This window comes from Mycobacterium senriense (assembly GCF_019668465.1).
GTDB classification, from domain to species: domain Bacteria; phylum Actinomycetota; class Actinomycetes; order Mycobacteriales; family Mycobacteriaceae; genus Mycobacterium; species Mycobacterium senriense.
Map to the genome: position 1 here is coordinate 2,593,852 of NZ_AP024828.1, position 13,949 is coordinate 2,607,800.

A 13,949-nucleotide genomic window follows, 5' to 3' on the forward strand; every position below is an offset into this window, starting at 1 on the left:
TTCTATTCCGTAGCGGCTCAGCGGTTCCGGGGCAGGCCGAGGGCGACCATGCCGATGATGTCGCGCTGCACTTCGTTGGTGCCGCCGCCGAAGGTCAGGATCAGGCAGGCCCGGTGCATCCGTTCGACCCGGCCTGACAGCTTCGAACCCGGCGAGTTCTGGCGCACCGTCGCGGCGGTCCCCAGCACCTCCATCAGCAGCCGGTAGGCCTCGGTGGCGAGCTCGGTGCCGTATACCTTGGCCGCCGACGCGTCGGCGGGCGACAGCGCTTCGTCTGCCGCCGAGGCGAGTTCCCAGTTGATCAGCTTGAGCACTTCGGCCTTGGCGTGCACGCGGGCCAGGTTGATCTGCACCCATTCCGAGTCGATCAGCCGGGCGCCGCCGGCGTCCTTGGTGTTCTGCGCCCATTCGCGAACCTCGCGCAGGGCCAGGAAGATCGGTTGCGGCGAGACCAGCGCGACCCGCTCGTGGTTGAGCTGGTTGGTCACCAGTTTCCAGCCGCCGTTCTCCTCGCCGACCAGGTTGGTCACCGGGACGCGGACATCGGAGTAGTAGGTGGCGCTGGTGTCCACGCCGGCCATGGTGTGCACCGGCGTCCAGGAGAATCCTTCGGCGGTCGTGGGCACGGTCAGCATCGAAATGCCACGGTGCTTCTTGGCCTCGGGGTTGGTACGCACCGCCAGCCACACCCAGTCCGCATAGGCGATCAGGCTGGTCCACATCTTCTGGCCGTTGATGACGTAGTCGTCACCGTCGCGCACCGCCGTGGTGCGCAGGTTGGCCAGGTCGGTGCCGGCGCCAGGCTCGGAGTAGCCGATGGAGAAGTGCAGTTCACCGGCGGCGATCTTGGGCAGGAAGAACTTCTTCTGTTCCTCGGTGCCGAACGCCATGATCGTCGGCGCCACGCTGTTGATGGTCAGGAACGGCACCGGCACGCCGGCGATGGCGGCCTCGTCGGTGAAGATCAGCGAGTCCATCGGGGAGCGGTCCTGGCCGCCGTACTCCTTGGGCCAGTTCAGGGTGAGCCACCCGTCCTTGCCCATCTGCGCGACGGTGTCGCGGTATGCGGTGCCGGTGCCGACCTCGCCCTGCGTCGACGTCAGCGCCTCCCGGCGCTCGGGGGTCATCAGCTCGGTGAAGTACGACCGCAGCTCGCGACGCAGCTCCTCTTGTTCCGGGGTGTAACTGATACGCATTTCGGCCGTCCTTGAGGTTACGTTCGGAGTAACAAGCCTCGTCACAGGCTGCAGCTCGACCAACGGCTACCCGTTCGCCTCCCCGGTTGTAACACGTTCTAGTCTGGGAATCCAGCGACCGTTTCGCCAGAGGTGTCGGGGCCCTATGGTGGACCTACATACTGATGAGGCGTGTCCTGCGGTGAAGGCCAGGTTCAAGGAGGGTGCTGTGCGGGTGATCGTGGACCGTGACCGGTGCGAAGGTAACGCGGTGTGCTTGGGAATTGCGCCAGATATCTTCGACCTGGACGACGAGGACTACGCCGTGGTGAAGCTCGACCCGATTCCCGCCGATCAGGAGCAACTGGCCGAGCAGGCGATCGCCGAATGCCCGCGCGCGGCACTTCAGCGCGGCGACTAATCCGAGCCCAGAGCGCGTAAATCCGAAACTAGAGGTATTCATAAATTGACTAGCAGCGCGAACGCGACCGATCTCTCCGGAAAGGTCGCGGTGGTGACCGGTGCGGCCGCGGGCCTGGGACGCGCCGAGGCGCTCGGCCTGGCACGCCAGGGCGCGACCGTCGTCGTCAACGACATCGCCGCGGCGTTGGACGCCTCCGACGTCATCGACGAAATCAACTCCGCCGGTTCGAAGGCCGTCGCGGTGGCCGGCGACATCAGCGAACGCGCCACCGCCGACGAACTGGTTGCTCAGGCCGACTCGCTGGGTGGCCTCGACATCGTGGTCAACAACGCCGGGATCACCCGCGACCGGATGCTGTTCAACATGTCCGACGAGGAGTGGGATCTGGTCATTGCCGTGCACCTGCGTGGGCACTTCCTGCTGACCCGCAACGCGGCGACCTACTGGCGCGCCAAGGCCAAGGACGCCGGCGGCCAGGTCTTCGGGCGCATCGTCAACACCGCGTCGGAAGCCGGCCTGGTCGGACCGGTCGGGCAGGCGAACTACGGCGCCGCCAAGGCGGGCATCATCTCGCTCACCCTCACGGCCGCACGGGCGCTGGGCCGCTACGGGGTGTGTGCCAACGCCATCTGCCCCCGCGCGCGCACCGCGATGACCGCCGACGTGTTCGGCGACGCACCCGAGGTGGAAGCGGGCGGCGTCGACCCGTTGTCGCCCGAGCACGTGGTCAGTCTGGTGAAGTTCCTGTCGTCCCCGGCGGCCGCCGAGGTGAACGGACAGGTGTTCATCGTCTACGGTCCACAGGTGACATTGGTCGCCGCGCCGACCGTGGAGCGGAAATTCAGCGCCGACGGCGTCGCCTGGGACCCCGCTCAGCTGAGTTCGACGCTCCAGGATTACTTTGCTGGCCGTGATCCTGAGCACAATTTCTCGGCCGGCGCGCTGATGGAGCAATAGCCGTAAAAGGCTGGTTGATCGGGGGGAATCGCCAGGTAGAACATGTGTCAGTTTGACACGTGACAAGTGGGCCTGACCTGGCGAATTAACGGTTCGGATAAGAAGTGCTTTTCATTGACATGGCGAACTTGTTCTGAGTTAATATGATCCGGCTCACACCGAGCCACATGCGACCGTAGACGACGCAAAGGCCACACATAGACTTCGCCGAGACCAAACCAAGGGGGGAACCGCGTTGAGGGAACAACTTGCGGTTCCCGCCCGCGCCGTCGGCGGATTTTTCGAAATGATGTTGGATACCGGCCGGGCAGCGTTTCGCCGGCCTTTTCAATTCGGTGAGTTCCTCGACCAGACGTGGATGATCGCGCGCGTGTCGCTGGTCCCCACGCTGCTGGTGTCCATCCCGTTCACCGTGTTGGTGGCCTTCACGCTCAACATCCTGCTGCGCGAGATCGGCGCCGCCGACCTGTCCGGCGCCGGGACGGCATTCGGCACCGTCACGCAGCTGGGGCCGGTGGTGACCGTGCTCGTCGTGGCCGGCGCCGGTGCCACCGCGATCTGCGCTGACCTCGGCGCCCGCACCATCCGCGAAGAGATCGACGCGATGCGGGTGCTCGGCATCGACCCGATCCAGCGGCTGGTCGTGCCCCGCGTGCTGGCCTCCACGGTGGTGGCCCTGCTGCTCAACGGATTGGTGTGCGCCATCGGCCTTTCCGGTGGCTATGTGTTCTCCGTCTTTTTGCAGGGCGTCAACCCCGGCGCGTTCATCAACGGGTTGACGGTGCTGACCGGCCTGCGCGAGCTGGTGCTGGCCGAAGTCAAGGCGCTGCTGTTCGGCGTGATGGCCGGCATGGTGGGCTGCTACCGCGGCCTGACGGTCAAGGGTGGGCCCAAGGGCGTCGGCAACGCGGTCAACGAAACCGTGGTCTACGCCTTTATCTGTCTGTTCGTGATCAACGTGGTGATGACCGCCATCGGCGTGCGGATCTCGGCAAAGTGATGGGACGGGTGCGCACGCCATGAGTTACGACGCCACACTGCGGTTCCGCCGCATCTTCGCCCGGCTGCAGGAGCCGGTCGACGACTTCGGCGAGCAGGCGTTGTTCTACGGGCAGACCATGCGGTACGTCCCCAATGCGCTCACCCGCTACCACAAGGAGACCGTGCGGCTGATCGCCGAGATGACGATGGGCGCGGGAGCGCTCGTCATGATCGGCGGCACGGTCGGTGTCGCTGCCTTCCTGACCCTGGCCTCCGGCGGTGTCATTGCCGTGCAGGGGTATTCGTCGCTGGGCAACATCGGCATCGAGGCGCTGACGGGATTCCTCTCGGCATTCCTGAACGTCCGGGTCGTCGCGCCGGTGATCGCCGGTATCGCGCTGGCCGCCACCATCGGCGCCGGCGCCACCGCCCAACTGGGCGCAATGAGGGTGTCCGAGGAGATCGACGCCGTCGAATGCATGGCGGTGCATTCGGTGTCCTACCTGGTATCGACCCGCCTGATCGCCGGCCTCGTCGCGATCATCCCGCTGTACTCGCTGTCGGTGCTGGCCGCGTTCTTCGCCGCCCGTTTCACCACGGTGTACATCAACGGACAGTCAAAGGGCCTCTACGACCACTACTTCAATACCTTCCTTATTCCGTCGGACCTCTTGTGGTCGTTCCTGCAGGCGATCGTGATGTCGATCGCGGTGATGCTCGTCCATACCTATTACGGCTATAACGCCCACGGCGGGCCGGTCGGAGTCGGGATCGCGGTCGGCCAGGCCGTGCGGACTTCGCTGATCGTCGTGGTCGTCATCACATTGTTCATCTCGCTCGCGGTGTATGGGGCGTCCGGTAACTTCAACCTCTCCGGATAAGAGGACCGCTTAAAAGGGACATGGCAGAAACAGACACGCGACGCACAACCGTCCGGCTGGCAGCAGCAGTGCTGGCCAGCCTGATGGTGGCTTTCGCTGTGCTGACCTACCTTTCCTACACAGCGGCCTTCGCGTCGATCGACACCGTCACGGTGTCGGCGCCCCGCGCCGGGCTGGTGATGGAGAAGGGCGCCAAGGTCAAATACCGCGGCATCCAGATCGGCAAGGTCGACACCATCGACTATTCCGGTGACCAGGCGCGGCTGACGCTGGGCATCAACAGCGACGACATGCATTTCATCCCGTCCAACGCGACGGTGCACATCGCCGGTAACACCATTTTCGGTGCCAAGGCGGTGGAATTCATTCCGCCGCAGGCTCCCTCACCGACGTCGCTGCGCCCGGACGCGCACGTGGCCGCCTCTTCGGTGCAGCTGGAAGTCAACACCTTGTTCCAGTCGTTGATGGACCTACTGCACAAGATCGACCCCGTCGAACTCAACGGCACGCTGAGCGCATTCGCGGAAGGCCTGCGCGGCCACGGCGACGACCTGGGTGGCATCCTGACCGGCCTGAATACGCTGACGCGCCAGGCGAACCCGAAGCTGCCCGCGCTGCAGGAGGACTTCCGCAAGACCGCAGCGGTGGCCAACGTCTACGCCGACGCGGCGCCGGACCTGACCACCGTGATCGACAACCTGCCGACCATCGACAAGACGGTCGTGGACCAGCAGAAGAACCTGGACAGCACGCTGTTGGCCACGATCGGCCTGTCGAACAACGCGTATGAAACGTTGGCGCCCGCCGAACAAGACTTCATCGACGCCATCAATCGGCTACGGGCGCCGCTCAAGGTGGCCGGCGACTACTCCCCGGAATTCGGCTGCCTGTTCTCCGGAATCGAGCGCGGCATCAAGGAATTCGCCCCGCTGCTCGGTGTCCGCAAGGCGGGCCTGTTCACCTCGTCTAGCTTCATCTTGGGTGCGCCGGCATATACCTATCCGGAATCGCTGCCCATCGTGAACGCCTCCGGCGGCCCGAACTGCCGCGGATTGCCCCACATCCCGACCAAGCAGACCGGCGGATCGTTCTACCGGTCGAAATTCCTGGTGACCGACAACGCCAATATCCCGTACGAGCCGTTCACCGAGCTGCAGTTCGACGCACCTTCCACGCTGCAGTTCTTGTTCCACGGCACCTTCGCGGAACGTGACGACTTCTGATGGCGGCCAGCTCGGGAATGCCGTCGCACCGCGAGATGATCATCAAGGTCAGCATCTTCGCGGTGGCCATGCTTTTGGTGTCCGCGGGGCTGATCGTGGTGTTCGGTGACTTCCGGTTCGGTCCCGAAAACACCTATCACGCAACGTTTACCGACGTATCGCGGCTGAAATCCGGCCAGAAGGTGCGCATCGCCGGGGTGCCGGTCGGTGCGGTGTCGGGGATCAAGCTCAACCCCGACAACACCATCGACGTCAAGTTCGGAGTCGACAAGCGCTACACGCTCTACTCGTCCACACGCGCGGTGATCCGTTACGAAAACCTGGTCGGTGACCGGTACCTGGAGATCACGTCGGGGCCCGGGGAGCTGCGAAAGCTGCCGGGCGGCGGGACGATCAACAGCCAGCACACCCAGCCCGCACTGGATCTCGATGCGCTGCTGGGCGGACTGCGACCGGTACTCAAAGGTCTGGACGCCGACAAGGTCAACACCATCAGCAGCGCCGTCATCCAGTTGCTGCAGGGCCAGGGTGGGGCGTTGTCGAACGTGCTGGCCGACACCAGCGCGTTCTCCTCGGCGCTGGGCCAGCGTGACCAGCTCATCGGCGACGTGATCAACAACCTCAACACGGTGCTGACGACGGTGGACCAACGCAGCGCACAGTTCTCGACCAGCGTCGACCAGTTGCAGCAGCTGATCACCGGGCTGGCCGAGCACAAGGACGACATCGCGGGTGCCATACCGCCGCTGGCGTCGACGACAACGGATTTGACGCAGCTGCTGAAGAATTCGCGCCGCCCGCTGCAGGGCATCCTGGAGAACACCCGCCCGCTGGCCACCGAGCTGGACGACCGCAAGGCCGAGGTGAACAACGACGTCGAGCAGCTGGGCGAGGACTATCTGCGGCTGTCCGCCCTCGGCGCCTACGGGTCGTTCTTCAACATCTACTTCTGCTCCGTGACGATCAAGCTCAACGGCCCGGCCGGTAGCGACATCCTGCTACCGCTTGGCGGCCAAGTGGATCCCAGCAAGGGGAGGTGCTCTTTTGTCAAGTAACGCAAAGCGCGAGCGCGATCCGCTGCGCACCGGCATCTTCGGCCTGGTGCTGGTGGTCTGTGTCGTGCTCATTGCGTTCGGCTACGCCGGATTACCGTTCTGGCCGCAGGGCAAGATCTATGACGCCTACTTCACCGACGCGGGCGGCATCAATCCCGGCAATTCCGTTTACGTGTCGGGCTTCAAGGTCGGCAAGGTGACCTCCGTGGGTCTGGCCGGCGACAGCGCCAAGATCAGCTTCAGCGTCGACCGCCACGTCGCCGTCGGTGACCAGTCACTGGCCGCGATCCGCACCGACACCATCCTCGGTGAGCGCTCGATTTCGGTGACCCCGGCCGGTGGCGGCAAGGCAACCACCATCCCGCTCAGCCGTACGACGACGCCGTATACGCTCGCCGGCGCGCTCGAGGATTTGGGTCAGAACGCCAACAACCTGGACAAGCCTCAGTTCGAGAAGGCGCTGAACGTGCTGACCGACACGCTGCACGACGCCAACCCGCAGCTGCGCGGTGCGCTGGACGGCGTGACGTCGCTGTCGCGCACCCTGGACCGCCGCGACGAGGCGCTGCAAAGCCTACTGGCGCATGCAAAGTCGGTCACCGGCGTGTTGTCGCAGCGCGCCGAACAAGTCAACAAACTGGTCGATGACGGTAACGAGCTGTTCGCCGCCCTCGACGAACGGCGCGGCGCACTGGCCCAGCTGATCTCGGGGATCGGCGATCTCTCGACGCAGATCTCCGGCTTCGTCGCCGATAACCGCAAGGAATTTGGTCCGGCACTGAACAAGCTCAACGACGTGCTGTCCAACCTCAATGAGCGCCGCGACTACATCACCGAGGCCCTCAAGCGCCTGCCCACGTACGCCACCGAGCTGGGCGAGGTGGTTGGTTCGGGTCCCGGATTCAACGTCAACGTCTACGGTGTGATCCCGGCGCCGCTGCTCGCCACCATGTTCGACTTCTTCTACCAGCCCGGAAAGATGCCAGCCAGCCTCGCCGACTACCTGCGCGGCTTGATTCAGGAACGCTGGATCATCAGGCCGAAGTCACCGTGATGCAGCGGATCACCGGCAGCAGGGGGCTGCGCTACGCCACCATCATCGCGCTGGTCGCGGTGCTGGTGGGTGGCGTGTATGTGCTGTCGTCGCAAGCGAATAACCGCAAGATCGTCGGCTACTTCACCTCTGCGGTCGGCCTGTATCCCGGTGACCAGGTCCGCATCCTCGGTGTCCCGATCGGCACCATCGACACGATCGACCCGCGGCCCTCCGACGTCAAGATCACCATGTCGGTGAGCAAGGACGTGAAGATCCCGAAGGACGCCAAGGCCATCATCATGTCGCCAAACCTGGTGGCGGCCAGGTTCATCCAGTTGACGCCGGCGTACACCGGTGGGCCGGCGATGGCCGACGGCGCCAGCATCGGCCTGGGCCATACCGCCGTCCCGGTGGAATGGGACGAGGTCAAGGAATCGCTGACCCAGCTCGCCGTGCAGCTCGGACCCACGGCCGGATCGATGCAGGGACCGTTGGGCGCGGCGATCAACCAGGCCGCGGACACCTTCGACGGCAGGGGCGAGTCGTTCCACAACGCCTTGCGCGAGCTCTCGCAAGCCGCTGGGCGGCTGGGGGATTCGCGCGGCGACATCTTCGGCACGGTGAAAAACCTGCAGGTATTGGTCAACGCGCTCTCGTCCAGCAACGAGCAGATCGTCCAGTTCGCCGGAAACGTCGCCTCGGTGTCGCAAGTGCTCGCCGACAGCTCGCGCCACCTCGACACCACGCTGGGGACCCTCAACAAAGCGCTGTCGGACATCCGCGGGTTCCTGCACGAAAACAACTCGACGATCGTCGATACGGTCAACAACCTCAACGATTTCGCGAAGACGTTGAGCGACCAGAGCGACAACATCGAGCAGGTGCTGCACGTGGCGGGTCCGGGTATCTCCAACTTCTACAACATCTATGATCCCGCGCAGGGCACGCTCAACGGCCTGTTGTCGATACCGGAATTCGCCAACCCCGTGCAGTTCATCTGCGGCGGCTCCTTCGAAACCGCAGGCGGCCCCAGGGCGCCGGACTACTTCAAGCGCGCCGAACTCTGCCGTGAGCGGCTGGGACCGGTGCTGCGCCGGCTCACCGTGAACTACCCGCCGGTGATGTTCCACCCGCTCAACATGATTACGGCATACAAGGGCCAGATCATCTACGACACCCCGGAGACGCAGGCCAAGTCGGCGACCCCGGTGCCGCAGTTGACCTGGGTCCCGGCCAAGGGCGCCCAGACACAGCCGGCCCCTCAGAATCCGGCGGACCTGCAGGCCCTGCTGGTCCCGACGGCCCCGCAGGCCGGTCCCGCACCGGGCCCGGCTCCCGCCGGCGCTGCCCCCGCCCCCGGCCCCGCCCCCGGAAGCGCGTTCGGTCCACTGCCGGGTCCGCCTGCCGGTCAGGCGCCCAACGGGCCGGCGGCCGACTTGGGCGGTGGCGGATGAACCGGATGTGGTTGCGCGCCGGCGGATTGGCGACGGGCAGCATGCTGCTGGCCGGCTGCCAATTCAGCGGGCTGAACTCGCTGGTGATGCCCGGCACCGCAGGTCACGGCAGCGGCGCCTACTCGATCACCGTCGAACTGCCGAACGTGGCGACCCTGCCGCAGAACTCTCCGGTCATGGTGGACGACGTCACCGTCGGCAGTGTCGCCGGAATCGCGGCCGAACAACGATCCGACGGATCATTTTATGCCGCAGTGAAATTGGCGCTCGACAAGAACGTCGTGCTGCCCGCCAACTCGACCGCGACGGTCGCCCAGACATCGCTGCTCGGTTCGATGCACGTCGACTTGGCTCGCCCGAAGAACAAGCCGGCCGTTGGCAAGCTGAAGGACGGGTCGAAAATCGCGGAGGCCAACACCGGCCGCTATCCCACCACCGAAGAGGTGCTTTCGGCGCTCGGCGTGGTGGTGAACAAGGGCAATGTCGGTGCCCTGGAAGAGATCACCGACGAGACCTACCGGGCCGTCGCCGGCCGGCAGGACCAGTTCGTCGACCTGATCCCCAGGCTCGCGGAACTGACCTCGGGACTCAACCGTCAGGTCAACGACATCATCGATGCGGTTGATGGATTGAACCGATTCTCGGCGACCTTGGCCCACGACAAGGACAATTTGGGCCGGGCGTTGGACACGCTGCCCGAAGCGATTGGCGTGCTCAACAAGAACCGCGGCCACATCGTCGAGGCCTTCGGCGCGCTGCACAAACTGGCGAATGTCACCTCGAACATCCTGGCAAAAACCAAGGTTGACTTCGCCGCCGACATGAAGGACCTGTATTCGGTCGTCAAGGCGCTGAACGACAACCGGAGAAACTTCGTCACCTCGCTGCAGCTGTTGCTGACGTTCCCGTTCCCCAACTTCGGTATCAAGCAGGCCGTGCGTGGCGACTACCTCAACGTGTTCACCACCTTCGACCTCACCCTGCGCCGCCTTGGTGAAACGTTCTTCACCACGGCGTATTTCGACCCGAATATGGCCCACATGAACGAGATCCTCAACCCGCCCGACTTCTTGACCGGCGAGATGGCCAACCTGTCCGGACAGGCGGCCGATCCGTTCAAGATCCCGCCCGGCACGGCTTCAGGACAGTAGGGGGCGGGCGCAGATGCACGACAGACTGACCAAGATCCAGCTGGCGATCTTCGCCGTGATCACGGCCATCACCCTGACCGTGATGGGGATCTTCTATCTGCGGCTGCCCGCGACGTTCGGTATCGGAACCTACGGCGTCAGCGCCGATTTCGTCGCCGGCGGGGGCCTGTACAAGAACGCCAACGTCACCTACCGCGGCGTCGCCGTGGGCCGCGTCGAGTCGGTGGGCCTGAGCCCGAACGGCGTCATCGCCGACATGCGGCTGAACAGCGGCACCGCCATCCCGTCGAACGTCACCGCCACCGTCAAGAGTGTGTCGGCGGTCGGCGAGCAGTACATCGACCTCGTGCCCCCGAGCTCGCCGGCATCGACGAAGTTGACCAACGGATCCCGCATCCAGCGGCAGAACACCCGGATCGGCCAGGACGTCGCCGACCTGTTGAAGCGCTCGGAAACCTTGGTCAACAGCCTCGGTGACACCCGGCTGCGCGAGCTGCTGCACGAGACCTTCATCGCGGCAAACGGTTCCGGCCCGGAGATGGCCCGGCTCTACGAGTCCGCCCGGCTGCTGGTGGACGAGGCCAACGCCAACTATCCGCAAGTCTCGCAATTGATCGACCAGGCGGGCCCGTTCCTGCAGGCCCAGATTCGCGCCGGCGGCGACATCAAGTCGCTGTCCGACGGGCTGGCGCGGTTCACCTCGGAGGTGCGTCAGGCGGACCCGCAGCTTCGCGACACGCTGGCCACGGCCCCGGGCGCCACCGACGAGGCCAGTACGGCGTTCTCCGGCATCCGCCCCTCGTTCCCGGCCCTGGCCGCCAGCCTGGCCAACCTCGGCCGGGTCGGCGTGATCTACCACAAGTCGATCGAGCAGCTGCTGGTCGTCCTGCCGGCGCTGTTCGCCGCCATCACCACCGCCGCGGGCGGTGGGCCCCAGGATGAGGGCGCCAAGCTGGACTTCAAGCTCGACCTCAACGACCCGCCGCCGTGCGCCGTCGGCTTCCTGCCGCCGCCATTGATGCGGACCCCGGCCGACGAGACGGTGCGCGAGCTGCCGAAGGACATGTACTGCAAGACCGCGCAGAACGATCCGAGTACCGTGCGCGGCGCCCGCAACTACCCGTGCCAGGAGTTCCCCGGCAAGCGCGCCCCGACGGTCCAGCTGTGCCGCGACCCGAAGGGCTACGTCCCGGTCGGGCGCAACCCGTGGCGTGGCCCGCCGGTGCCGTACGACACCCCGGTCACCAATGGGTTGAACACCTTGCCGCCCAACAAGTTTCCATATATCCCGCCGGGCGCCGAGCCGGATCCGGGCACAGCCATGGTCGGGCCGCCGCCCCCGGGCGTGGTGCCTGGGCCGGGCCCGTTGCCCAACAAGCAGCCGGCCTTCGACCCGCCGCCGCCCAACGACAACGGGCCGCCGCCGCCGTTCACGTCGTGGCAGCCGCCCGGGGTACCCCCGGTGCCGCCTCAGCTCCCGTATCCGAAGTGGCTGCCCCCGCCGGCACCGCCGGAGGGCATCAACCCGCCGCCTGCGGGCCCGGGTCCGGAGAAGCCGTGGGGTCCGCCGCCCGGAGGGCAGCCGCAGGCCAGCGGCCCGCCGGCGTATGCGACCTACGACCAAAAGACCGGCGCGTTTGTCGATCCGGCCGGTGGCACTGGTATCTTCGCGGCCGGCGCCACCGGTACCTCCGGCGCCGAGAACTGGGTGGACCTCATGCTTGATCCAAGGCCGATGTAATGGACCCTGCCGTGGCAGACGAACCAAAGACCACGCCGCGGGTTCGTCGACGAGCTTCGCGTGCGGCGGGCCCGGCCAAGGGTGACCCGGCCCGGGACGTCACGGTCGAGACCGAGGCGCCGGGCGCGCCCAAGCCGCCGGCGAAACCCGTCAAGGCCTTCAAGTCGATCAAGCCGCCACCACGACGGCGGCCGCACCGCGCCCTGGTCGCGTGGATTTCCTTCGCCGCGGCACTGTTGGCGGTCGGGGCGGTGGCCGGTTGTGTGGCCGCGCTGCTCATCCAGCAGCGTCACGCGACCGCGGCGCAGGCGCGCGATCAGCGTTTCGTGGACACCGCCACGCAGACGGTGGTCAACATGTTCAGCTACAAGCAGGACAACATCGACGAGAGCGTGAACCGCTTCGTCAACGGCACCAGCGGTCCGCTGCGCGGCATGCTCGGCGCCAACAACAACGTCGAGAACCTCAAAGGCCTGTTCCGCTCCACGAATGCGACATCGGAAGCCGTCATCAACGGCGCCGCACTGGAAGGCATTGACGCCGTTAGCGATAACGCGTCGGTCTTGGTCTCGGTTCGCGTCACCGTCGCCGATATCGACGGGGTCAACAAGCCGTCCATGCCTTATCGGTTGCGCGTCATCGTGCACGAAGACGACGCCGGGAAGATGACCGGCTACGACCTGAAATATCCAGACGGGGGTAATTGATGCGATGGCGGCGTTGGCTGCTGGTCGTCGCGGGTTGCCTCGTTACCGTGGCGTTCGTCGCGTTGTCCGCGGTGGCCGGCTGGATGTACTGGGACCGGGTGCAGACCCGTGGCGAGCAGGCGGCGCGTGCGGTGCTGCCCGGGTTGGCGGCTAAGGAGATTCCCGAGGTCTTCGCGTACGACTACCAAACCGTCGAGCGGAGCCTGTCGGCGGCGTACCCGTTGTTGACCCCCGACTATCGCGCCGAGTTCCAGAAGAGCGCCAACAACCAGATCATCCCCGAGGCCAAAAAGCGCGAAGTGGTCGTGCAGGCCAATGTCGTTGGCGTGGGGGTGATGTCGGCCAAGCGGGAATCGGCGTCGGTGATGGTCTTCATGAACCGGACCGTGACGGACAAGTCACGCCAGCCGCTGTATGACGGCAGCCGGTTGCGGGTCGACTTCAAGAAGGTCGGCAAGCAGTGGCTGATCGCCTACATCACGCCGATCTGATCGCGCCGGTCGACGTTCAGTAGCACATCGCAATGCCGTTGCAGTACAACGGGTAACGGTTGATCGGGCTGGGTGGCGGACCGATCATCGCCAGCGAGAACGGTTCCTTCTTCATCCCCGGCTGCATCCCGCACACGGCGCCGTGCAGCGTGGTGTGGGTGCCGCTCATCGTCTCGTCGCTGAAGGCGAAGGTTTCGGTGGAGGGTGCGGTGCCGCCGCCCGGGCAGGCGACACCGTCGGCCTTGTCGACTTTGAAGGTCCACAGCATGCTGGACATCCGGGCCCGGCCGCTGTAGTTCTGCTGCTTGTCCGCGGCGCTGATCTGCTCGGGTGTCGAACTCACGATGTTCAACGCGCAGTTCATGGCGAACACGATCGGGTCGTTGTAGTCGTTCATGTTCCGGGTGCCCGAGGGCTGATCACAGAGCGCCGAGATGGTCCAGGTAACCCCGGACACGCCCGCCTCGTTGAAGTTGTAGGTGCCGTCGGCCGGTGGTCCGAGCGCCTTGGCCGGTTCGCCGGACTGCAGCGCGATTCCGACCGCGACGGCCGTGCAGATGCCGGCGCCCGCGGCCATGCCGTGACGGAGCTTCATCTGATACTCCTCCCTCGCGTGCGACGCTGCACCTGAGTATCACAGCGTTCGGGCGTCAACACCATGGGGTCTTGCCCG

The 13,949-nt window shown here is 65.5% G+C and carries 14 protein-coding genes; 12 read left to right on the forward strand and 2 right to left on the reverse strand.

The window, feature by feature from the left end; translation table 11 throughout:
- Window positions 1–17 precede the first annotated feature (17 nt).
- Window positions 18–1,196 carry an acyl-CoA dehydrogenase gene (locus MTY59_RS12380; RefSeq protein ID WP_221045891.1) on the reverse strand — a complete coding sequence of 393 codons (1,179 nt, stop codon included), beginning with the start codon at window positions 1,194–1,196 and terminating at the stop codon, window positions 18–20.
- A 208-nt stretch (window positions 1,197–1,404) separates the two neighbouring features.
- Here MTY59_RS12380 and MTY59_RS12385 point away from each other — a divergent pair, with 208 nt between their 5' ends.
- From MTY59_RS12385 to MTY59_RS12440, 12 genes are all read left to right on the forward strand, one after another.
- Window positions 1,405–1,596: a ferredoxin gene (locus MTY59_RS12385; protein ID WP_007772497.1), complete on the forward strand. Its 192-nt coding sequence runs from the start codon at window positions 1,405–1,407 to the stop codon at window positions 1,594–1,596.
- 45 nt (window positions 1,597–1,641) lie between these two features.
- On the forward strand, window positions 1,642–2,556 hold the full coding sequence (locus tag MTY59_RS12390) for a 3-oxoacyl-ACP reductase (protein WP_221045892.1): 915 nt from the start codon (window positions 1,642–1,644) through the stop codon (window positions 2,554–2,556).
- Window positions 2,557–2,791: 235 nt separating this feature from the next.
- Window positions 2,792–3,556, forward strand: coding sequence for an MlaE family ABC transporter permease (locus MTY59_RS12395; RefSeq protein ID WP_221045893.1), 765 nt, complete (start codon window positions 2,792–2,794; stop codon window positions 3,554–3,556).
- A gap of 19 nt (window positions 3,557–3,575) precedes the next feature.
- Complete coding sequence (locus tag MTY59_RS12400) at window positions 3,576–4,418, forward strand: MlaE family ABC transporter permease (RefSeq protein ID WP_221045894.1); 843 nt, start codon at window positions 3,576–3,578, stop codon at window positions 4,416–4,418.
- 20 nt (window positions 4,419–4,438) lie between these two features.
- Window positions 4,439–5,641: an MCE family protein gene (locus tag MTY59_RS12405; RefSeq protein WP_221045895.1), complete on the forward strand. Its 1,203-nt coding sequence runs from the start codon at window positions 4,439–4,441 to the stop codon at window positions 5,639–5,641.
- Window positions 5,641–6,696: a virulence factor Mce family protein gene (locus MTY59_RS12410; protein ID WP_221045896.1), complete on the forward strand. Its 1,056-nt coding sequence runs from the start codon at window positions 5,641–5,643 to the stop codon at window positions 6,694–6,696. Before MTY59_RS12405 ends, MTY59_RS12410 begins: the two co-directional genes overlap by 1 nt.
- Window positions 6,686–7,750 carry a virulence factor Mce family protein gene (locus tag MTY59_RS12415; protein ID WP_250160812.1) on the forward strand — a complete coding sequence of 355 codons (1,065 nt, stop codon included), beginning with the start codon at window positions 6,686–6,688 and terminating at the stop codon, window positions 7,748–7,750. Before MTY59_RS12410 ends, MTY59_RS12415 begins: the two co-directional genes overlap by 11 nt.
- Window positions 7,750–9,186 carry a virulence factor Mce family protein gene (locus MTY59_RS12420; protein WP_415823257.1) on the forward strand — a complete coding sequence of 479 codons (1,437 nt, stop codon included), beginning with the start codon at window positions 7,750–7,752 and terminating at the stop codon, window positions 9,184–9,186. The genes MTY59_RS12415 and MTY59_RS12420 overlap by 1 nt, the downstream gene beginning before the upstream one ends.
- A complete protein-coding gene (locus MTY59_RS12425; protein ID WP_221045898.1) occupies window positions 9,183–10,337 on the forward strand; it encodes an MCE family protein in 1,155 nt (384 codons plus the stop codon). The genes MTY59_RS12420 and MTY59_RS12425 overlap by 4 nt, the downstream gene beginning before the upstream one ends.
- A 13-nt stretch (window positions 10,338–10,350) precedes the next feature.
- Complete coding sequence (locus MTY59_RS12430; protein WP_221045899.1) at window positions 10,351–12,078, forward strand: virulence factor Mce family protein; 1,728 nt, start codon at window positions 10,351–10,353, stop codon at window positions 12,076–12,078.
- Entirely contained in the window at window positions 12,078–12,785 is a 708-nt protein-coding gene (locus MTY59_RS12435) for a mammalian cell entry protein (RefSeq protein WP_221045900.1), read from the forward strand. The genes MTY59_RS12430 and MTY59_RS12435 overlap by 1 nt, the downstream gene beginning before the upstream one ends.
- Window positions 12,785–13,276 carry a mammalian cell entry protein gene (locus MTY59_RS12440; protein WP_221045901.1) on the forward strand — a complete coding sequence of 164 codons (492 nt, stop codon included), beginning with the start codon at window positions 12,785–12,787 and terminating at the stop codon, window positions 13,274–13,276. The genes MTY59_RS12435 and MTY59_RS12440 overlap by 1 nt, the downstream gene beginning before the upstream one ends.
- Window positions 13,277–13,292: 16 nt before the next feature.
- On the opposite strand, the gene MTY59_RS12445 is transcribed toward MTY59_RS12440, so the two are convergent.
- A complete protein-coding gene (locus tag MTY59_RS12445) occupies window positions 13,293–13,871 on the reverse strand; it encodes a hypothetical protein (protein WP_221045902.1) in 579 nt (192 codons plus the stop codon).
- Window positions 13,872–13,949: the final 78 nt, after the last annotated feature.